Genomic DNA, 21,151 nt, shown 5'->3' with positions numbered 1-21,151 from the left:
CGGGCGGACCGTCCTGGCCGCCGCTTTTGGAAAACTCTGAATGAAAGCCTCCCGTTTCTTTATCGGCACCCTGAAGGAAGCTCCTGCTGACGCGGAAATCGTCAGCCACAAACTGATGGTGCGCGCCGGCATGATCCGGCGCGTGGCCGGCGGCATCTACAACTACCTGCCTATCGGGCTGCGCTCTATTCGCAAGGTCGAGGCGATCGTGCGCGAAGAGATGAACCGCGCGGGGGCGATCGAACTGTTGATGCCGTCGGTGCAACCTGCGGAGCTGTGGCAGGAGTCGGGGCGCTGGGAGAAATACGGGCCGGAACTGCTGCGCTTCAAGGACCGCAAGCAGAGCGACTTCGTGCTGGGGCCGACGCATGAGGAAGTGGTGACCGACATCGCGCGTAACCAGGTCAAGAGCTATCGCCAGCTGCCGGTGAATTTCTATCAGATCCAGGCGAAGTTCCGCGACGAGATCCGTCCGCGCTTCGGCGTGATGCGCGGCCGTGAATTCATCATGAAAGACGCCTATTCCTTCGACAAGGACATGGACGGCCTGCGCGAGTCATATCGCAAGATGTACGACGCCTACGTGCGCATCTTCACGCGCTTCGGGCTGGACTTCCGCGCGGTCGCGGCCGATAACGGCGCGATCGGTGGCACGGGCTCCCACGAATTCCACGTGATCGCCGACACGGGCGAAGACGCGATCGCTTACTGTCCGACCTCGGAATTCGCGGCGAACGTCGAGGCCGCGGAAGCGTTGCCGCTGGTCGCCCAGCGTGCGGCGCCCGCCGAGCCGATGCAGAAGGTCGCCACGCCCGGCAAGGCGAAGTGCGAGGCGGTGGCCGAGCTGCTGAACATCCCGCTCGAGCGCACCATCAAGTCCATCGTGCTCGCCACCGAGAACGAGGGCGCCGAGCCCACCATCTGGCTGCTGATGCTGCGCGGCGACCACGACCTGAACGAGATCAAGGCGAGCAAGCTGCCCGGTCTCGCGGACCACCGGTTCGCCACGGAAGAGGAAATCGTCGAGTGGTTCGGCACGCCGCCGGGCTATCTGGGCCCGGTCGGGACGAAGAAGCCCGTTCGCGTAATCGCGGACCGCACGGTCGCGAACATGAGCGACTTCGTCGTGGGTGCGAACGACGTCGACTATCACATCGCCGGCGTGAACTGGGGCCGTGATCTGCCGGAGCCCGTGGTTGCCGACATCCGCAACGTCAAGAAGGGCGATCCGTCGCCGGACGGCAAGGGCACGATCGACATCTGCCGCGGCATCGAAGTGGGCCACGTGTTCCAGCTTGGCACGCGCTACTCGGAAGCCATGGGCGCGACGTTTCTCGACGAAACCGGCAAGCCGCAGCCCATGCTGATGGGCTGCTACGGCATTGGCGTCACGCGTATTCTGGGCGCGGCGATCGAACAGAATTTCGACGACAAGGGCATCATCTGGCCCGAGGCGATTGCGCCGTTCGAAGTCGTGCTGTGCCCGATGGGCTATGACCGCAGCGACGCCGTGCGGGAGCACGCCGACCGTCTGTACGATCAGCTCGTGGCGGCCAGCATCGACGTGATTCTCGACGACCGCGGTGAGCGTCCGGGCGTGATGTTCGCCGACTGGGAACTGATCGGCGTGCCGCACCGGCTCGTCATCGGCGAGCGCGGCCTGAAGGAAGGCAAGATCGAGTACCAGGCGCGTCGCGACGCCGAACCGACGCTGCTGCCCGTGGAAAGCGCCGCCGCCACGGTAACGGAGAAAGTCCGCGCCGCCCTCGCTCGCTGATCAGGACAGGGGAAACGCGGTGGAATACACGTTTCTGTCCGCGACGATCCTGCTCGTGCTGATCACCGACCCGCTCGGCAACATCCCGCTCTTCATCGGTTGTCTGCGCGGCGTGACCGCGCGGCGGCGGGTCGTCGTGATTCTGCGGGAAGTGGCGATCGCGTTCGTGATCCTGCTGGTGTTCATGATCGTCGGCGACCGCTTCCTGCGCATGATGAGTCTCACCGATCAGTCGCTGCGCATCGGCGGTGGCATCGTGCTGTTCCTGATCGCGCTGCGAATGATTTTTCCGCATCCGGGCGGACCATTCGGCCACGTGAAGGGCGGGGAGCCACTCATCGTGCCGCTCGCCATTCCGGCGCTCGCCGGCCCATCTGCGCTCGCAACGGTCATGCTGCTCACGTCGCAGGCACCCGGGAAGATGCTCGAATGGATCGGCGCGCTCACGGTGACGATGATCGTGTGCGCGATCGTGCTGGTGCTGGCCGAGCGCATTCAGCAGTGGCTCGGCGAGCAGACGGTGACGGCCTTCGAGCGTCTGATGGGGCTCGTGCTCGTGGCGATTTCGGTGGAGATGATGCTGGGCGGGATCAGGAGCTTCGTCCACCAGCTTTAGATGAGCTGATTTTTCGCGTTCGGTGTGTTGCGTCCCGGTATCGTCCAGATACCGGGCGGGGCGCTGGTCCAGGCGTCAAGCGCGGCTTCACGCGCCGCGCCCTTATGCAAATGCGCCGTCAGGGTTACGCGTCTTCCGTGAGCGCGCGGATGGTCGGCAGATTGCGCCAGTAACCCTTGGCGTCCATGCCGCAGCCGAACACGTAGCGGTCCGGCACTTCGAATCCGCAAAAGTCCGGGCGCAGCGGCTTCGCCTTCTTGATGATCTTTTCGCACAAAACCGCCGACAGGAAGCGCTTTGCGCCCATGTCGAGAATGCGGTCGCGAATGGCCGCCATGGTCTCGCCTTCGTCGAGGATGTCGTCGAGCACAAGCACCACGCGGTCTTTCACCGATTCGGCCGGCGCCACACGCCACTGCATCTCAGCGCTGCCCTTTGTCGTATTCCGATAGCGGGTGAGGTGGATGTAGTCGAACTCGAGCGGGAAATCGAGGTGAGGCAGGAGCATGCCCGTGAACACCGCCGCACCGCCCATCACCGACAGCACGAGCGGGAACTCGTTGCTCATTTCGGCTCGGATCGCGCTGGCCATCCGGCTGATCGACGCGTTGACTTCGTCTGCGGAGACGATCTCTTCGGAGTGGCGGAAAATGTGGAGAGCTTCTTCGCGATTCATGACGTGTAGCGGGCGTTGTCCCTGTCTATATGAGTGTGGGCGAGAACGGCGGCGTGCGCTATAGCATAAACCCGTGCCCCGTCCGGCACGTTCGCCGCTCAAAAAACGGCTGACCGACGCAGGGCCGGCCAGCCGCGAACGTTCGTTTCAGCGCATGCCGGGCATCATGCCCTTCATGCCGCGCATCAGCTTCTGCAGGTTGCCGCCCTTGAGCTTCTTCATCATGGTGCGCATCTGCTCGTACTGGTTGAGCATGCGGTTCACTTCCTGAACCTGCACGCCCGCGCCCGCGGCGATCCGGCGCTTGCGCGTCGCCTTGATGAGTTCGGGCTTCGCACGTTCGGCGGGCGTCATCGAATTGATGATGCCTTCCATGCGGCGCATCTGCTTTTCCGCTTGCCCCATGTCGGCGCCCGAGGCGGCCTGCTGGAACTGCGCCGGCAGCTTGTCCATGAGCGACGAGAGGCCGCCCATCTTCTTCATCTGGGACAACTGGGCGCGGAAGTCGTTGAGGTCGAAGTCGCCGCCCTTCTTGACCTTGTCGGCGAGCTTTTGCGCTTGCTGGACGTCGACGCCGCGTTGGGCTTCTTCGACGAGGGCGAGAATGTCGCCCATGCCGAGAATCCGGTTCGCCATGCGGTCCGGATAGAAAATTTCCAGACCATCGAGCTTCTCGGCGACGCCAACGAACTTGATCGGCTTGCCCGTGACGTGCCGCACGGAGAGCGCGGCACCGCCGCGCGAGTCGCCGTCGAGCTTGGTGAGCACGACGCCGGTGAGCGGCAGCGCGTCGTTGAACGCCTTCGCGGTGTTGACGGCGTCCTGGCCCAGCATCGCATCGACCACGAACAGCGTTTCCGCGGGATTCAGCGTGTCGTGCAGGGCCGTGATCTCCTGCATCATCGCTTCGTCGATACCGAGCCGGCCGGCCGTGTCGACGATCAGCACGTCGTGATAGTGACGCTTTGCCCAGTCCACCGCGGCGCGCGCGATGTCGACGGGCTTCTGGTCGGGCTGCGACGGGAAGAACTCCGCGCCCACCTGTTCGGTGACGGTCTTCAGCTGCGCGATAGCGGCCGGCCGATAGACGTCGCACGAAACGGTGAGCACTTTCTTCTTGTACTTCTCGCGCAGCAGCTTCGCGAGCTTGCCGACGGTGGTCGTCTTACCCGCGCCCTGCAGGCCGGCCATGAGGATGATCGCGGGCGGCGCGACAGCGAGATTGAGTTCGGCGGCCTTGCCTTCGTAGTCGCCGCCGATTACCGCCGTCAGCTCGCGCTGCACGACGCCGACGAGCGCCTGGCCCGGCGAGAGGCTGGCGAGCACTTCCTCGCCCAACGCCTTTTCCTTGACCTTGGAGATGAAGTCGCGCACCACCGGCAGCGCGACGTCGGCCTCGAGCAGCGCGAGACGCACTTCGCGCAGCATCTCCTGGGTATTCGCCTCGGTGAGCCGGGCTTCGCCGCGCAGCGTCTTGACGACGCGCGCCATCCGTTGGGTGAGAGTGTCGAGCATGGGGGATGGTGGACAGTGCGGCCCGGATGTCGCGCAAAGCGGGAGCCGTCGCGAGAGAGGGGCCTATAGTAAACTGCAACTATGGATATTGTACTGTATGCCCTCACCGTGCTTCTGTACGGCGGCCTGTGCGCTGCCGACTTTCGCGCGCGCCGCCACGTCGCGGTGCAGCCGCTCGCAGGCGGCGTAGCGGCTACGGTGCCTGCGATGCCGGGCGGAGCAAGCGCACCTGCCCAGCCGGCATCGGGCATGGGGCCGGTAGCGCGCGGCGTGCTGTCCCTCGCGCTCATTGTTCATGGCCTGCTGCTTCACACCACCATCTTCCCCGCCAACGCGATGGTGTTCGGTTTCGCGTACGCGCTCTCGGCCATGTTCTGGCTCGGCGCCGGCATCTACTGGATAGAGAGCTTTTTCTTCCCGCTCGACGGTTTGCGGCTGCTCGTGCTGCCGCTCGCGGCCGTTGCATCGGTGCTCCCGCTCGTTTTCGGCGGCGTCCACGTGCTGACTTATGCGGCCGCGCCGATGTTCAAGCTGCACTTCGTCATCGCCAACGTCGCCTATGGTCTTTTCGCCATCGCTGCGCTGCATGCGGTGCTGATGCTCGCGGTGGAGCGTCGGCTGCACGCGCTGCGCGGCGGCGGCCTGCAGCGCGGCGCCGCGCGCAAGGGCTGGCTCTCGAACTGGCTGGAGACTTTGCCGCCGCTGCTCACGCTCGAAAAGTTGCTGTTTCGCCTGATCGGCGCGGGCTTCGTGCTGCTCACGCTCACGCTCGCGTCGGGCATCGTGTTCAGCGAGCAACTGGTCGACCGTGCGCTCACGCTCGATCACAAGACCATCTTCGCGATCCTGTCGTGGCTGATGTTCGGTGCGCTCCTGACGGCGCGCAAGCTCTCGGGCTGGCGCGGACGCGCTGCGCTGCGCTGGGTGCTCGCGTCGTTCGCGGCGCTGCTGCTCGCGTACGTGGGTAGCCGTTTCGTTTTTGAGGTGCTGCTGCACCGTCCTGTGGTCTGAATTCGATGAGACAGATTTTTCTGCTGATCCTGCTGTTCGTTGTGGGCCAATGGCTCGCGAAGGCGCTGCGCCGTGTCGACGCGCGGCCGGCCGACCGTGCCGGCGCAGGCGGCCGCGGTGCCGCCGGCCAGCAGGCGGACACGGCGAGCCACCGAGCCGGCGTGGCCGGTACGCGGCTCGCGGAGCCGATGGTCCGCTGCCTGGAGTGCGGCGTGCACGTGCCGAAGAGCGAGTCTGTCGTGGCGGCCAGCCAGTCCTTTTGCTGCGAGGAGCACGCCCGGCGCTATGTCGCGCGTGCCTCGGCTGCGACTGCGGCTGCGCGGGCAGGTAGCGACCGTACCGGCGGCGACACCAGCGCGCGATGAGCGCGGCGCTTCCCAAAGGCTTCGTCGTCGACGCGCAGGGCTGGGTCGCTGCTGCGCGCCGCCTTGCGTCACCGAACTTCGAGGCGCGTCCTGCGGGCGCCGTGCCGACGCTGATCGTCGTGCACAACATCAGCCTGCCGCCCGGCACCTTTGGCGGGACGGCGATCTCCGATCTCTTCCTCAACCGTCTGGATTGCGATGCTCACCCGTATTACGACGCGCATCTGCGCGGCGTGCGGGTGTCGGCGCACTTCCTGATTCATCGCGACGGCTCACTCGAGCAATACGTCTCGTGCGATCAACGTGCATGGCACGCGGGTCTGTCGAATTTCTTCGGGCGCGAGCGTTGCAATGATTTTTCGATTGGCATCGAGCTTGAAGGCACCGACGCGACCCCTTTCGAATCCGCCCAATACGCCGCCCTGGTGGCGCTTGTAAAGGCGCTCGCCGCCCACTATCCGATTGCGGCGCTCGCCGGTCACTCGGACATCGCGCCTCGCCGCAAGACCGATCCTGGTCCGCACTTCGACTGGTTTCACGTGCAGCGCGAGACCGGTCTCGCGGATCGGTATTTCCCCTACCTCTACCCCGAAGCGCGTTCGCGCCGCCCGTCTTAAGTCCTGCCGCTTCATGCCGCTAACCCGCATGGAGTCTTGCTTTGCGGTTTGCCCCGATGCGGCCGTGGGCTCCAAAAAGTCAAGCGTTCGAGGCCAAATAAATCAATTTGAGGTGCGCCTAAAGTCCACTATACTTAGTGCCAAGTTTTGAGGTTGACACTACATCTTGTGTTAAATGCGGCGCCCCGCTCCCCGAGCATGGCGCCGCGCGCATTCCAGGCGTACGAAACTTTTGTGCGGTGCCGCTAGCAATAGCGCTTCAGCAGCACCGGCATCAATCGAGAAGAAGGGCACAGCCAGTGATCGCGACATACACGATGAAGACCGTTGTCCCGTCTGCTTTGTCGCATCCGGCCGCCCGGCCTTGCTGGACCTTCCTCTCCCTCTCCTCGCTCGCGCACGTGGCGGCGCGGCGCTCTTGTTAATCCGCGGAAACTCTCCGCATATTCTCCAGGACCAGGAGCTTTGCACATGCAAACGACCGATAACGTCACGACCCGGTATGAAGACGCACCCGCCGGCCGTCCGCTGACTGGCGAACAGAATGCTGGCCAGTCGCTTGCCCCGCAGGCCACCTTTGCCGACTACAAGGTGATTCGCCGCAATGGCAGTGTGGTGTCGTTCGAGCCGTCGAAGATCGCAATCGCCGTGACCAAGGCGTTTCTGGCCGTGAACGGCGGGCAGGGCGCCGCATCGGCGCGCGTACGCGAACTCGTCGACCAGCTCACCCAGGCGGTCGTGCGCGCGCTCCTGCGTAGCCGGCCGAACGGCGGCACGTTCCATATCGAAGACATTCAGGACCAGGTCGAACTCGCGCTGATGCGCGGCGGCGAGCACAACGTCGCACGCGCCTACGTGCTGTATCGCGAGAAGCGCAACCAGGAGCGCGGGCATGCGCAGGACACCGGCAGCGCACAGGGCGCCCCCGGCCTGACCGTCATCGACAACGGCGTCACGCTCCCGCTGGACCTGAACGCGCTGCGTGCGCTGATCGTGTCGGCTTGCGAGGGCCTCGGCGACGCGGTGAATCCCGACCCCATCGTGGCCGAGACGGTCAAGAACCTGTACGACGGCGTGCCGATGAGCCAGGTCTACGACTCGGCCATCCTCGCCGCGCGCACGATGATCGAGAAGGACCCGGCCTACAGCCAGGTCACGGCTCGCATCCTGCTGCACACCATTCGCCGTGAAATCCTCGGAGAGGAAGTCATCCAGGCGGAGATGGGCGAACGCTACGCCGAATATTTCCCGCAGTTCATCAAGCGCGGCGTGCAGGCAGAACTGCTGGACGACAAGCTGCTGCAGTTCGACCTGAAGCGCCTTGGCGCCGCGCTCGACGCGAGCCGCGACCTGCAGTTCGGCTACCTCGGCCTGCAGACGCTCTACGACCGCTACTTCCTGCACGTGGACGGCACGCGCATCGAAATGCCGCAGGCGTTCTTCATGCGCGTCGCGATGGGCCTCGCGCTCAACGAGATCGACCGGGAAGCGCGCGCCGTCGAGTTCTACAACGTGCTGTCGACCTTCGACTTCATGAGCTCGACCCCCACGCTGTTCAACTCGGGCACCCGCCGCTCGCAGCTCTCGTCGTGCTACCTGACAACGGTGGACGACGACCTCGACGGCATCTATGAAGCGCTCAAGGAAAACGCGCTGCTTTCGAAGTTTGCCGGCGGCCTGGGGAACGACTGGACGCGCGTGCGCGCGCTCGGCTCGCACATCAAGGGCACCAACGGCAAGTCGCAGGGCGTCGTGCCGTTCCTGAAGGTGGTCAACGACACGGCCGTGGCCGTGAACCAGGGCGGCAAGCGCAAGGGCGCGGTCTGCGCGTACCTGGAGTCGTGGCACCTCGACATCGAAGAGTTCCTCGAGCTGCGCAAGAATACGGGCGACGACCGCCGCCGCACCCACGACATGAACACGGCGAACTGGATTCCCGACCTGTTCATGAAGCGCGTGATGGAAGGCGGCGACTGGACGCTCTTTTCGCCGTCCACCTGCCCTGACCTGCACGACAAGTACGGCGCCGAATTCGAGACGGCTTACACGGCTTACGAAGAGAAGGTGGCGCGCGGCGAACTCAAACTGTTCAAGAAGATCCCCGCGGCGCAGCTCTGGCGCAAGATGTTGGGCATGCTGTTCGAGACCGGCCACCCGTGGATTACGTTCAAGGACCCCTGCAACATCCGCAGCCCGCAGCAGCACGTGGGCGTGGTGCACTCGTCGAACCTGTGCACCGAGATCACGCTGAACACGAGCGACACCGAAATCGCCGTCTGCAACCTCGGCTCGGTGAACCTCGTCGCGCACCTCGCGAAGCAGGCCGACGGCTCGTACACGCTCGACCACGACAAGCTCAAGCGCACCGTCAGCGTGGCGATGCGCATGCTCGACAACGTCATCGACATCAACTACTACGCGGTTGCCAAGGCGCGTAATTCGAACCTGAAGCACCGTCCGGTGGGCATGGGCATCATGGGCTTCCAGGACTGCCTGCACTTGCTGCGCACGCCGTACGCGTCGCAAGAGGCCGTGGAATTCGCCGACCGGTCGATGGAAGCGGTCTGCTACTACGCGTACTACGCTTCCACCGAACTCGCCGAAGAGCGCGGCCGCTATTCGAGCTACCGCGGCTCGCTGTGGGATCGCGGCATCCTTCCGCAAGACACGCTGAAGCTGCTCGCCGAGGCGCGCGGCGGCTACGTCGAAGTCGATACCAGCGAAACGATGGACTGGCCGACGCTGCGTTCCCGCATTGCAACGCACGGCATGCGCAATTCGAACTGCGTGGCGATCGCGCCCACGGCGACCATTTCGAACATCATCGGCGTGTCGGCGTGCATCGAGCCGACCTTCCAGAACCTCTACGTGAAGTCGAACCTCTCGGGCGAATTCACGGTGGTCAACGACTACCTGGTGCGCGACCTCAAGGCACGCGGCCTATGGGACGAGGTGATGGTTGCCGACCTGAAGTATTTCGACGGCTCGCTCTCGCGCATCGACCGCATCCCGGCCGACCTGCGCGCGATCTACGCCACGGCGTTCGAAGTGGACCCGAAGTGGCTGGTCGAGGCGGCGTCGCGCCGTCAGAAGTGGATTGACCAGGCGCAGTCGCTCAATATCTATATGGGCGGTGCGTCGGGCAAGAAGCTCGACGAGGTCTACAAGCTCGCCTGGGTGCGCGGCCTGAAGACCACCTACTACCTGCGCACGATGGCGGCGACGCACGTCGAGAAGTCGACGGTTGCACACGGTGCGTTGAACGCCGTGCCTTCGGGCGGCGACGGTGGCGCGGGTGGCATGGGCGGCGCAGCGGGCGGCAACTCGTTCGGCGTGACGGGTGGCGCGTCGTCGGGCGGCATCGTGGCTGCCGCTGCATCGGCATCGACGCCGGTTCAGGCTGCGGCAGAAGAAGCACCGCAGGCCGACGGCCCGGTGTGCATGATGCGTCCGGGCGACCCTGGCTTCGAAGAGTGCGAGGCCTGCCAGTAAGCGCAGCAACACTCGTGCGGTGAAGTGAGGAAGGTGGGCGGCGACGGCTTCGTGTGCTGCCCACCTCGCGATCCGGCGGCGCACGAAGATTGCGAGCCTCAGCAGCAAGTACGCAACTGCGAGACAACGAAGGTCGAAGAACGCAGCGCAGACTCATCGCTTCAACCAGGTTTGCTGCCTTGGTCACGAACCTTGCGACGAGCCTCGCAACAGACCTCTTCACAACCTCGCAGCAACCACGTCGAGCATGTCTCAATCTCTTCTTGCAGACGCGCTCGTGATGAAGCGAAGACCTTCGACGACGCATCGCTCGCTCTATCTGCATGAAGCGATGCTCGCGATGCGATGAGAAAGTGTTGTATGCAGGTCTCAACGCGAATCGAAAACGGGAATTTTCGTGAGCGAACCCTTTTATCGCTCACGAAAAGATGGTACAAACCGATCTAAATTGATGGTGACATATATGCTCAACTGGGATGACGAGATTACTGCCGTAACTCCGTCGAGCGCTTCGCAACCGAACGTGTTGCGCAACGCGGCGGGTATGGCTGTCGGTACGCAGGCAGTAGCGCGTGCCGCCTCTCCGGTTCCTTCGGCTCAAGACGTTTTCGCGGGCGACATTGCAGTTGCTCCGTACGCGGCGCAGAACACTGCGGCCGCTGCGCCGGCGGTGTCGCCGGAAGCGCGCGTGAACGTGGCCGACAAGCGCATCATCAACGGCAAGACTGACGTCAATCAGCTCGTGCCGTTCAAGTACAAGTGGGCGTGGGAGAAGTACCTCTCGGGTTGCGCGAACCACTGGATGCCGCAGGAAATCAACATGTCCCGCGACATCGCGCTGTGGAAAGACCCGAACGGCCTTTCCGACGACGAGCGCCGCATCATCAAGCGCAACCTCGGCTTCTTCACCACGGCCGACTCGCTCGCGGCGAACAACATCGTGCTTGGCACCTATCGCCACATCACGGCGCCCGAATGCCGCCAGTTCCTGCTGCGCCAGGCGTTCGAGGAGGCGATCCACACGCACGCCTACCAGTACATCGTCGAATCGCTGGGTCTCGACGAGGGCGAGATCTTCAACGCGTACCACGAGGTTTCGTCGATCCGCGCGAAAGACGAATTCCTGATTCCGTTCATCCACACGCTGACCGATCCGTCTTTCAAGACCGGCACGCTCGAAGCGGACCAGGCTCTGCTCAAGTCGCTGATCGTGTTCGCCTGCGTGATGGAAGGCCTGTTCTTCTACGTCGGGTTTACGCAAATTCTGGCGCTCGGCCGCCAGAACAAGATGACCGGCGCGGCGGAGCAGTACCAGTACATCCTGCGTGACGAGTCGATGCACTGCAACTTCGGCATCGACCTCATCAACCAGATCAAGCTCGAAAATCCGCACCTGTGGACTGCTGAGTTCCGTGCGGAGATCCGCGAAATCTTCAAGCAGGCCGTCGACCTCGAATACCGGTATGCGGAGGACACGATGCCGCGCGGCGTGCTCGGCCTCAATGCGTCGATGTTCAAGAGCTACCTGCGCTTCATCTGCAACCGCCGTTGCCAGCAGATCGGTCTCGATGCGCTGTACCCGAACGAGGAGAACCCGTTCCCGTGGATGAGCGAGATGATCGACCTGAAGAAGGAGCGCAACTTCTTCGAGACGCGTGTCATTGAATATCAGACTGGCGGGGCGCTTTCCTGGGAATGACCCTGAGCGCATCGCAGAGAAGATCGATGGGGAGCGCCGGCAGCGTGAAAACGCGGTTGCCGGCCATAGTGATTAGGAGCAGGAACGCCTGATGCAAAGCGTGCCCGGTGCCTTAGCGGCCCAAAAACATGACAGGCACTTTGCGAACCCTTCAGTGGGATGGGCAAACTTCCCCCCGGAAAAAGCCGCTGGCGAGAATGCCGGCGGCTTCATCAAACGCTGGCCGGCGTCGGTATCCGATGCCGGATGGACTTGGCGCGCGGTGCCCGCTGGCACGGCGCGCCTTACCGTATTCATTAGCGTAAGCGCGCAGAACCTGCGTACGCCGATGAATAGCCCGCTTCGTAGCGATCGCCGTGAGACGCGTCCGCGGGAAGCGGGTTTTGACGAAGGGTGTAGTTTGAACTGACCTCTCATCTGAACCTGAAGGAGAAAAAAATGGCAACTGCCAAGAAGAAGCCCGCTGCCAAGAAAGCAGCAGTGAAGAAGGTTGCAGCGAAGAAGGCCGCTCCGGCCAAGAAGGCAGCCGCGAAGAAAGTCGCGGTGAAGAAGGTCGCTGCCAAGAAGGTCGCCGTGAAGAAGGTTGCAGCGAAGAAGGCTGCACCGGCCAAGAAGGCAGCCGCGAAGAAGGTTGCGGCCAAGAAGGCGCCGGCGAAGAAGGCCGCCGTGAAGAAGGTTGCAGCGAAGAAGGCTGCACCGGCGAAGAAGGCAGCGGCCAAGAAAGTCGCGGTGAAGAAGGTTGCCGCGAAGAAGGCCGCACCGGCGAAGAAGGCAGCAGCCAAGAAAGTAGCGACGAAGAAGGTCGCTGCGAAGAAGGCTGCGAAGAAGGCGCCTGCGAAGAAGGCTGCGGCCAAGAAGGCTGCCCCTGCGAAGAAGGCTGCCCCTGCCAAGAAGGCCGCGCCTGCGAAGAAGGCTGCCCCTGCCGCTCCCGCTGCGCCTGCGCAATCGACCGCTCCTGCGGCCACGGTGAAGACGGCGCTGAACCCGGCAGCAGCATGGCCGTTCCCGACGGGCAGCCGTCCGTAAGCAGTCGATGCAGTGACTCGACACACCGCGTGTGTGTCTCACGATTGAGTAAGGCTACTCAATCGCATCCCGCCACCGGCAACCCGGCGGCGGGATTTTTTTTGCCTCGCGTCGGGATCTTCCAGCGCACAAAAAAACGCATGCACCGAGGTGCATGCGTTCAAGAATCAGCCAAAAGGATCAGTCAGCGGCGGCGCGCCGACGCAGTACAGGGGAATGAACCCTTGCCGCGACGGGCGCTCCTAGTGCGTCACGCGGGTGACGCCGCCGCTCGACAGCAGCCTGACGCGCTCGCCAGCACGGAAGATCTCGCCGGTGGCCGACTGCGTGATGGCACGCAGGTCGCCATTGTCGAGCCGCACGGTGATTTCGACGCCATCGCGCATTGCCACACCGTTTTCGACGGCGTTGCCAGCTACGGCACCTGCGATGCCACCCACGATACCCGTGAGGATCGAGCCGCGTCCGCCGCCAATCGTGCTGCCGGCCACCGCGCCGAGTGCACCGCCGCCCACCGCACCGAGGCCACTGGGTTGTCCGTTGTTCGAGCTGATCTTCACCGCCCGTACGCTTTCCACGGTCCCCATGCGGACCGTTTCTTCACGTTGCGCCTGCGACGCCGTGTAGACGTCCGCGGAGCTGCTGTTGTACGCGCACCCCGTCATGGCGAGCGATCCGGCGATCAGCACTGCTGCAATGACGCGACTCGTTGTTTTCATTTTCTCTACTCCAGATACTGAGCTCCACGCGGAGCCCTCATTCGTTCACGGCAGGTCGTAACCGAACGCCTGCTTGAACCGTTCGCCAATCTGCGCGCGAGTGGGCGCGTAGTTTTGCGGGCCTTGGTGCTCGATCTTGAGCGCACCCATGAGGCTCGCGAGGCGCCCGGTGGTTGCCCAGCCGAGCCGGTTCTCGATACCGTAGAGGAGGCCGCCTCGAAACGCGTCACCGCAACCCGTGGGGTCGAGCACGCGCTGTGCCGTCACGGCGGGAATCTCTTCTACGCCTTCCTTATGATAGATCCGCGAACCCTGTTCGCCGCGCGTCACGATGAGCGCTTCGACGCGGCTGGCAATGTCTTCGATCGACCAGCCGGTGCGATGGCTTACAAGGCTTGCTTCGTAGTCGTTGACAGCAACGTAAGTGGCAAGTTCAATGGCGTGCCGCAGCGACTCGCCATCGAAGAGCGGCAAGCCCTGACCCGGATCGAAGATGAACGGCACGCCGGCCGCGGCGAACTGTTCGGCATGCTGCACCATGCCGTCGAAGCCATCGGGTGCGACGATGCCGAGCGTGATGCCGTCCGCATGATCGGCGCGGTTGAGATGCGACTGCATCATCGCGCCCGGATGGAATGCCGTGATCTGGTTGTTCTCGAGGTCGGTGGTGATCATCGCCTGCGCGGACCACGTGTCGGGCAGCACCTTCACGTGGGCCTTCGAGAGACCTAGCTGGTCGAGCCGGTCGATGTAAGGTTGCGCGTCCACGCCGCCAAGCGTCGCCATGATGCGCGCGTCGCCGCCAAGAAGATGAAGCGAGTAGGCGATGTTGCCCGCGCAGCCGCCGAACTCGCGACGCATGGTGGGCACGAGGAAGCTCACATTCAGGATGTGCACCTGCTCCGGCAGGATGTGCTCCCTGAACCGGCCCTCGAAAGTCATGATGTTGTCGTAGGCGAGCGAGCCGCAGATCAGCGTAGCCAAGGCGTGAATTCCCCCAATTGAGCGTGCGAGTGCCTGAGAGTGGCGTGAATGGCATGAGCGCCGACCACCGGCGTTGCTGCGCGTCGCATCGAAGCGCGGCAACGCCGGGGCGGTGGCGCCTGTTTTTACTTGAGCGCAGCGAGTGCCGAGTCGTAGTTCGGCTCGTTCTTGATCTCGCTCACGAGCTCGGCGTGGACCACCTTGTCGTTCTCGTCGACCACTACCACGGCGCGCGCCGTCAGGCCGGCGAGCGGGCCGCTCGTCACGTCAACGCCGTAGGCTTGCGCGAAGTCATGACCGCGGAACGTGGATGCGGTGACCACGTTGTCGATACCTTCAGTCGTGCAGAAGCGCGAGGCGGCAAACGGCAGGTCGCCCGACACGACCACCACCACCGTGTTCGGGAGCTTGCCTGCAGCCTCGTTGAACTTGCGCGTGGACGTTGCGCACACCGGCGTGTCGAGGCTCGGCACGATGTTCAGCACTTTGCGCTTGCCGGCGAAATCGGCGAGCGAGACCGGCTTGAGGTCCTTGCCGACGAGCGAGAACGCGGGTGCCGCCTCGCCCACGGAGGGGAATTTTCCGGCGACTTCGATCGGGTTGCCGCCCAGCGTGACTTGACTCATGTTGTGCTCCGAAGGATCAGTAGTGGTGTGTGAATGCGCCGGATCACGCCGACGCTTGAGACGCAACGGTCATGCCGTTACGGATAAAAAATCTGGATGCGGAAGTTCGACGCGACCGCGTTGCCGATGTCGAGCCGCACGATCATCATCTGCGTCGTGTGGGCGGGCAGGCCGGCGCCGATCGGCGTGCCGGGCCGCACGTAGTCTTGCGGCCAGAGGACGCGCCGGATCGCGACGTTGTTCTGGCTGTCGAGCAGCGTGAGTTCGATGGCGGGATAGGCGAGCGCCACGTTGAAGCGGTTGTGCAGCGGCATCTTCAGTTCGAGGCGATGCGGGCCGTCCACCTGGCGCAGATCGGGCGGCTCGACCTGCAGCCCGTCGATGTCGCGCGGCGGCGCCACGGTGCAGCCGAGCTGCGCGCAGGCCTGTGCAAAGAGCGGCTGCGACGCAGGCCAGTACACCATCACCGTTTCGCGCTGCCACCACGCGAGCTGGGCGAGCAGCAATACGAAGAGCACGACTGCGAGCAGGCCGCCGGCGATGCGCAGGCCGACGCGGCCCGGTTGCGCCGCCCGTTTTTCTCGCGTGACCGCGAAGTGGCGCTCGCCGTCGTCCAGCGGCACGGCGACGAAGGGTTCGGGCGACAGCGTGCGCGTGTCTGCGGCCATCGCGGCGGCTGCGCCTGCTGCGGCGCCTACGGTGGCGGCGGGGGTGGCAGCAGTGGTATCGGTGTCGGCATTCCAGGCATCGCGCCTCGTCGTACCCTCAGCCGCGTGTGCTGCTTCGCCGAGATGCGGCTCGCGCGGTTCGTCCGGTTCATGTGCCCAGCCTGATGCGGCCGGACTTGCCGCAGCAAAGACCGGCTCATGGTGCGAGGGCTCTTCGGGTTCGGGCGCGAGTGTCGGCTCGGTCGCGTCGCGCGGCCCCTCGTCGGGTGGCGGTTGCCAGGCCGGCTCGGGCTCCAGCGACTCTGGCGTGTGAGCGGAGTGGATGACTGCGTCGGCGTTCTCTTCCGCGGGCGTTTCAGGCGGCTCAACGTCGGGGGGCGGAACGCCAGCGAGCGTGGCCGGCGGAGCCGCAGCGGCTGCCGGATGGCTCAGCGGCAGATTGCCGGCATGAAAGCGCGGTCCGATGTTTTCGTTCGCGTCGTGCGGCGGCGACCAGGGATCCCATGCGCGCGAGCGGAAATTCGGCGGACTGGCGAATGGCGGAGCGTGCGGGTCGTGCACCGGGGAAGCCGCTGCCGCTTCTTCGGTTGAAACGTCGGACGGGGGTTCGGTAGACGTGGTTTCAGCAGAGGGCGGTTCAACAGAAGACGCTTCAGAAGGCTCCGCTCCACCCAGCGCCCTTTCAGCCGGGCCTTCTTCGTCACGAAGCACTTCTTCAGACGCCTGCACTTCGGCCGAAGGCGCCTCCGCAGCCGGCTCTTCTGCCGACCGCGCCTCCGCAGGCGCTTCCTCGGCCACTGGCGGTTTCGACTGTTCTTCCGCCGTTACCGCGTGCTCTTGAACCTGCCCTGTTTGCCCGGCGCCGCCATGCGCCGCCAGCGCCGACGCCACATCTGCAGGCACCGGCACGGCCGCCGAGAAGTCGCTGCCCGCCGGCAGTTCGAAAAGACTGCTCGACGCGTCGAACACTTCCTGGCAATGCCCGCATCGCACGAGGCCGCGACGCGGCGCGAGCTGCGCGGGCTGGATACGGAAGACGGCTTCACAGAAGGGGCAGCGCGTTACGAGGAACATGGTGGCCGCTGACCGGCTAGGCGGTGAAGTGGGAAATACGGCCTATTCTAATGGCTTTCGCGTCGCGTTCCGGCAAGGCACACCCAGCCCTCGTGCTCGCGCCACACCGCGATGTCGATCCAGCGCTCGTAGACGCGCGCTACTTCCGCGGCCTGGCGCGCGAGTATGCCGGAAAGCGCGATACGTCCACCCGGCTTCACTTTCGACGACAGCATCGACGCCATCAGCTTGAGCGGATTCGAAAGAATGTTCGCCACGACGACGTCGAACGTGCCCGACGGGCACGCATCGGGCAGCCCGTATGTGACTTCCGCGTGGTTGCGTTCACTGTTATGCCGCGCCGACTCGACGGCCTGCGGATCGATGTCGATGCCCACCACCGGGTTCGCACCGCACTTCTTCGCGAGGATCGCGAGAATGCCCGAGCCGCAACCGTAGTCGAGCAGCGACTGCCCGGGCTGCACCGTCTCTTCGATCCATTCCATGCACAGCCGCGTGGTCGGGTGGCTGCCCGTGCCGAATGCCAGGCCCGGGTCCAGTTCGAGCACGAGCGCGTCGGGGTCCGGGGCGTCGTGCCACGACGGCACCACCCAGATGCGCTTGCCGATATGGATGGGGTCGAACTGCGACTGGGTGAGCCGTACCCAGTCCTGCTCTTCGACCTCGCGCAGCGAAAAGGGCGGAGTGGCCTCCAGCCCCAGTTCGTTGGCCGCCGCCGCAAGCAGCAGGGCCGGGTCGTGTTCCGGCGCGATCAGCGCGATCACGCGCGAGTGTTGCCACGCCGTGCGCTCGGGCGTGAGGCCCGGCTCGCCGAAGAGCGGCTGCTCGTCCGGCGTGTCGGCATCGGCGTCTTCCACCGACACCGAGAGCGCGCCAAGCTCGATCAGCGCGTCCGAAAGGGCTTCGGCACGCTGCCGGTCCAGCTCGACGATCAGTTCCCGGTAGCTCATGGAATTACGCTTCTTCCGGTGCGGCCTGCTGCCTCGCGGCGAGGCGGTTTTCCAGGTAATGGATGCTCGTGCCGCCTTCGACGAACTTCGCGTCGAGCATCAACTCGCGGTGCAGCGGGATGTTGGTCTGGATGCCTTCCACCACCATTTCCGAGAGCGCGATGCGCATGCGGCGAATGGCCTGCTCGCGCGTGCTGCCGTAGGCGATCAGCTTGCCGATCATCGAATCGTAGTTGGGCGGCACGAAGTAGCCGTTGTAGGCGTGCGAGTCGACGCGGATGCCGGGGCCGCCCGGCATGTGCCACGACGTGAGCCGGCCCGGCGACGGCGTGAATTTGAACGGGTCTTCGGCGTTGATCCGGCATTCGATCGCGTGGCCGCGGAACTGCACGTCGCGTTGGCGCAGCACGAGCTTTTCGCCTGCGGCAATGCGGATCTGTTCCTGCACGATATCCACGCCCGTAATGAGTTCGGTGACCGGGTGCTCCACCTGCACGCGCGTGTTCATCTCGATGAAGTAGAACTCGCCGTTTTCATACAGGAACTCGAACGTGCCCGCGCCCAGGTAGCCCATCTTCTTGCAGGCGTCGGCGCAACGGTCGCCGATGCGGTCGATGAGGCGTCGCGCGATACCCGGCGCCGGCGCTTCCTCAATCACCTTCTGGTGGCGGCGCTGCATCGAGCAGTCGCGCTCGCCCAGCCAGATCGCGTTCTTGAACGAGTCCGCGAGCACCTGAATTTCGATGTGGCGCGGATTCTCGAGGTACTTCTCCATGTAGACCTGCGGGTTGCCGAAGGCACGGCCCGCTTCTTCGCGCGTCATGTTCACCGCGTTGACGAGTGCCGCCTCGGTGTGAACCACGCGCATGCCGCGTCCGCCGCCGCCGCCCGCCGCCTTGATGATGACGGGATAGCCCACCGCGCGGGCAATCTTCACGATCTCCTTCGGATCGTCGGGCAACGCGCCTTCCGAGCCCGGCACGCACGGCACGCCGGTCTTGAGCATGGTCTGCTTGGCGGTGACCTTGTCGCCCATCATGCGGATGGTTTCCGGACGCGGGCCGATGAACACGAAGCCGGACTGCTCCACGCGCTCGGCGAAGTCGGCGTTCTCGGAGAGAAAGCCGTAGCCGGGGTGGATCGCTTCGGCGTCGGTGACTTCGGCCGCGCTGATCAGCGCCGGCATATTCAGATAGCTCAGATTCGACGGCGCCGGTCCGATGCAGACCGCCTCATCGGCGAGCTTCACGTACTTGGCTTCCTTGTCGGCTTCCGAATAGACGACGACCGTCTTGACGCCCAGCTCGCGGCACGCGCGCTGGATGCGAAGCGCGATTTCGCCGCGATTGGCAATGAGGATTTTTTCAAACATGGCGGGTATTCGGCTCATCAGTGGGCGCCGCCGCGGCATCGCGCAAAACGCACAAGACGTACGGAATGCGCGGGAGGCACGAAATAGCGAAGGGCGGCTGCCTCGGAGTACTGGGCGCGCGCAACAAGGGCAGGCGCGCTGCGCAAAGCGGTGCGCAGCGCCGGCGCGCGGCTTGCTCGCTTACGCGATCACGTAGAGCGGCTGACCGTATTCCACGGCCTGACCGTTCTCGACGAGGATTTCCTTGATGACGCCGGCTGCGTCCGATTCGATCTCGTTGAGCAGCTTCATCGCTTCGATGATGCACAGCGTCTGGCCTTCCTTCACCGTGTCGCCCACCTGCACGAACGGGTCGGCGCCCGGCGACGGCGAACGGTAGAACGTGCCCACCATCGGCGAGGTCACCACGTGGCCTTGCGGAGCGGCGGGCGCCGGTGCCGCGGCGGCGGGCGCTTCGAGCGGGTGGCCTGCGACGGGCGCGGCGGCCGCAACCTGCGCGGGGTAGGGCGCAGCGGACTGCTGCACGTAAACCGGCGGCGCATTCTTGACGATGCGCACCTTGCCTTCGCCCTCGGTGACTTCGAGTTCCGAGATGCCCGATTCGGAAACGAGGTCGATCAGAGTCTTCAGTTTACGTAGATCCATTGGGCTGCCCCTTTCAATGCGTAGAGCGCCGGCGACCAATGGTGGATGCGTGCCGGCACGGGTTGGGTGTTATTCGGATTCAGGCTTGCTTCGGCGCGGCGGCGAGCCGGTCGAGCGCGAATTCGAGTGCGTATAGATAGCCCTTCCAGCCGAAACCGCAGATCACGCCTTCGGCGTGGTCGGAGAAATACGAGTGGTGCCGGAAGGACTCGCGGCGATGCACGTTCGAGAGATGAATTTCGACGAACGGGATGCATACTCCGGCCAGCGCGTCGCGGATCGCCACGCTCGTATGCGTGTAGGCCGCCGGGTTGATGACGATGAAGTCCGTTTTTTCGGTGCGGGCCGCCTGGATGCGGTCCACGAGTGCGCCTTCGTGATTGCTCTGAAACGTGGCCAGTTCGACGCCGGCATCGGCCGCGCGATCGGCGAGCGCCTGATCGATCTGTGGCAGCGTGACGCGCCCATAGACCTCGGGTTCCCGGGTGCCGAGAAGGTTGAGGTTCGGGCCGTGCAGAACCAGCAGTCGGGTCATGGTCGCTTCAGTTTCCGTGGAATTGCGCGAACTTTAGCGCCGATTAGAGAAACTTGTCTAGGTTTGCGCGAAAAACCTGCGCCATGTCAGGCGCTTCGGCTGGCGTCCTGGCGCTCAACTTCCTTCAATTTTCGTTAAATCACGGACAATTCCGGCGCTTTCGGGCACTTTTCGGCAGAAACGGACGAATGGGCTCAAAGGGCGTCGAGCGTTCGCTTGAGTTCGTCGGGCCGAATTTCGCCGAGTTTTGTCGTACGAACGTTGCCTTTCGCGTCAATTACGACCGTGAAGGGCAAGCCGCCCGCGTTGTTGCCGAACGCCCGGGCGAGGTCTGCGCCGCCGAAGCCCGTCACGTAGATGGGGTAATCGACGGGCACTTTCTGAAGGAACGTTTTCACGTTCTTCTCGGAATCCACGCCGAGCCCGACGAACTGGACGCCCTTTTTGGAGTACTCGTCGTGGAGTTTCGCGAGCGTGGGCATTTCTTCGACGCACGGCCCGCACCACGACGCCCAGAAGTTCACCACCATGGGCCGTCCCTTGTACAGCGCGAGCGACTGCGGCTTGCCGTCCGGGCTTGTGACCGGCGCGGTCCAGAGTTGCGCGACGGCACCCTGTGCCGCGGGCGCTTCGCCCGCCTCGGAGATATCGCCTCCGCGCACCCAGTGGCCCGCGAGAACCCCGCCGCCCGCTGCGATGGCTGCCACGGCGGCAGCGGCCAGAATCCGCTTCGTGTTCATGGTCGATCAGGTGCCTGGCCCGGCTGGGCTCTGTGGGTTTCAGT

Annotated in this window: 20 protein-coding genes; 8 read left to right on the top strand and 12 right to left on the bottom strand. The window is 64.4% G+C overall.

The features are described from left to right. The first annotated feature begins 40 nt into the window (after positions 1-40). Positions 41-1,777: a proline--tRNA ligase gene (locus P2869_RS15005; RefSeq protein ID WP_277596887.1), complete on the top strand. Its 1,737-nt coding sequence runs from the start codon at positions 41-43 to the stop codon at positions 1,775-1,777. 19 nt (positions 1,778-1,796) lie between these two features. Next, a complete protein-coding gene (locus P2869_RS15000; protein ID WP_017777098.1) occupies positions 1,797-2,393 on the top strand; it encodes a MarC family protein in 597 nt (198 codons plus the stop codon). Between the two features lie 124 nt (positions 2,394-2,517). Here the strand turns inward: P2869_RS15000 and P2869_RS14995 are convergent, their stop codons facing one another. Together P2869_RS14995 and ffh are read right to left on the bottom strand one after the other, a co-directional pair. After that, positions 2,518-3,069, bottom strand: coding sequence for a hypoxanthine-guanine phosphoribosyltransferase (locus P2869_RS14995; protein WP_017777097.1), 552 nt, complete (start codon positions 3,067-3,069; stop codon positions 2,518-2,520). 147 nt (positions 3,070-3,216) lie between these two features. Further along, the gene (ffh, locus tag P2869_RS14990) at positions 3,217-4,584 is read right to left on the bottom strand and encodes a signal recognition particle protein (RefSeq protein ID WP_042302537.1); all 1,368 of its coding nucleotides are present in this window, start codon (positions 4,582-4,584) and stop codon (positions 3,217-3,219) included. 81 nt (positions 4,585-4,665) lie between these two features. On the opposite strand from ffh, the gene ccsA reads away from it, so the two are divergent. From ccsA to P2869_RS14960, 6 genes are all read left to right on the top strand, one after another. Then, positions 4,666-5,595: a cytochrome c biogenesis protein CcsA gene (gene ccsA / locus P2869_RS14985; RefSeq protein WP_017777095.1), complete on the top strand. Its 930-nt coding sequence runs from the start codon at positions 4,666-4,668 to the stop codon at positions 5,593-5,595. A 5-nt stretch (positions 5,596-5,600) separates the two neighbouring features. Continuing rightward, complete coding sequence (locus P2869_RS14980; protein ID WP_277596886.1) at positions 5,601-5,960, top strand: PP0621 family protein; 360 nt, start codon at positions 5,601-5,603, stop codon at positions 5,958-5,960. Then, a complete protein-coding gene (ampD, locus tag P2869_RS14975) occupies positions 5,957-6,577 on the top strand; it encodes a 1,6-anhydro-N-acetylmuramyl-L-alanine amidase AmpD (protein WP_126878017.1) in 621 nt (206 codons plus the stop codon). The genes P2869_RS14980 and ampD overlap by 4 nt, the downstream gene beginning before the upstream one ends. Positions 6,578-7,048: 471 nt before the next feature. Next, entirely contained in the window at positions 7,049-10,069 is a 3,021-nt protein-coding gene (locus P2869_RS14970; RefSeq protein WP_277596885.1) for a ribonucleoside-diphosphate reductase subunit alpha, read from the top strand. Between the two features lie 463 nt (positions 10,070-10,532). Next, the gene (locus P2869_RS14965; protein ID WP_026121908.1) at positions 10,533-11,768 is read left to right on the top strand and encodes a ribonucleotide-diphosphate reductase subunit beta; all 1,236 of its coding nucleotides are present in this window, start codon (positions 10,533-10,535) and stop codon (positions 11,766-11,768) included. A gap of 91 nt (positions 11,769-11,859) precedes the next feature. Then, entirely contained in the window at positions 11,860-12,177 is a 318-nt protein-coding gene (locus P2869_RS14960; RefSeq protein ID WP_277596884.1) for a hypothetical protein, read from the top strand. 4 nt (positions 12,178-12,181) lie between these two features. Here the strand turns inward: P2869_RS14960 and P2869_RS14955 are convergent, their stop codons facing one another. The 10 genes from P2869_RS14955 to P2869_RS14910 all read right to left on the bottom strand — a co-directional run bounded on the left by P2869_RS14955 (position 12,182) and on the right by P2869_RS14910 (position 21,107). Next, a complete protein-coding gene (locus tag P2869_RS14955) occupies positions 12,182-12,622 on the bottom strand; it encodes a hypothetical protein (RefSeq protein ID WP_277596883.1) in 441 nt (146 codons plus the stop codon). 414 nt (positions 12,623-13,036) lie between these two features. After that, complete coding sequence (locus P2869_RS14950) at positions 13,037-13,513, bottom strand: glycine zipper 2TM domain-containing protein (RefSeq protein WP_017777089.1); 477 nt, start codon at positions 13,511-13,513, stop codon at positions 13,037-13,039. A 45-nt stretch (positions 13,514-13,558) separates the two neighbouring features. After that, positions 13,559-14,497, bottom strand: a complete 939-nt coding sequence (locus P2869_RS14945) for a carbohydrate kinase family protein (RefSeq protein ID WP_277596882.1) — start codon at positions 14,495-14,497, stop codon at positions 13,559-13,561. A gap of 125 nt (positions 14,498-14,622) precedes the next feature. Then, the gene (gene tpx / locus P2869_RS14940) at positions 14,623-15,123 is read right to left on the bottom strand and encodes a thiol peroxidase (protein ID WP_017777087.1); all 501 of its coding nucleotides are present in this window, start codon (positions 15,121-15,123) and stop codon (positions 14,623-14,625) included. A gap of 77 nt (positions 15,124-15,200) precedes the next feature. Then, entirely contained in the window at positions 15,201-16,865 is a 1,665-nt protein-coding gene (locus P2869_RS14935; protein WP_277596881.1) for a DUF3426 domain-containing protein, read from the bottom strand. Between the two features lie 47 nt (positions 16,866-16,912). Further along, complete coding sequence (gene prmA, locus P2869_RS14930; RefSeq protein WP_277596880.1) at positions 16,913-17,815, bottom strand: 50S ribosomal protein L11 methyltransferase; 903 nt, start codon at positions 17,813-17,815, stop codon at positions 16,913-16,915. Positions 17,816-17,819: 4 nt separating this feature from the next. Next, positions 17,820-19,187 carry an acetyl-CoA carboxylase biotin carboxylase subunit gene (accC, locus tag P2869_RS14925; protein WP_017777083.1) on the bottom strand — a complete coding sequence of 456 codons (1,368 nt, stop codon included), beginning with the start codon at positions 19,185-19,187 and terminating at the stop codon, positions 17,820-17,822. Between the two features lie 180 nt (positions 19,188-19,367). Further along, positions 19,368-19,832, bottom strand: a complete 465-nt coding sequence (accB, locus tag P2869_RS14920; protein ID WP_017777082.1) for an acetyl-CoA carboxylase biotin carboxyl carrier protein — start codon at positions 19,830-19,832, stop codon at positions 19,368-19,370. A 79-nt stretch (positions 19,833-19,911) separates the two neighbouring features. Further along, positions 19,912-20,367, bottom strand: a complete 456-nt coding sequence (gene aroQ / locus P2869_RS14915) for a type II 3-dehydroquinate dehydratase (RefSeq protein ID WP_277596879.1) — start codon at positions 20,365-20,367, stop codon at positions 19,912-19,914. A 194-nt stretch (positions 20,368-20,561) separates the two neighbouring features. Then, entirely contained in the window at positions 20,562-21,107 is a 546-nt protein-coding gene (locus P2869_RS14910; protein ID WP_126878025.1) for a TlpA disulfide reductase family protein, read from the bottom strand. Between the last annotated feature and the right edge of the window lie 44 nt (positions 21,108-21,151).

The organism is Paraburkholderia sp. SUR17 (assembly GCF_029536165.1).
Classification (GTDB): Bacteria; Pseudomonadota; Gammaproteobacteria; order Burkholderiales; family Burkholderiaceae; genus Paraburkholderia; species Paraburkholderia kururiensis.
This window is presented reverse-complemented; position numbering and strand designations above follow the sequence as displayed.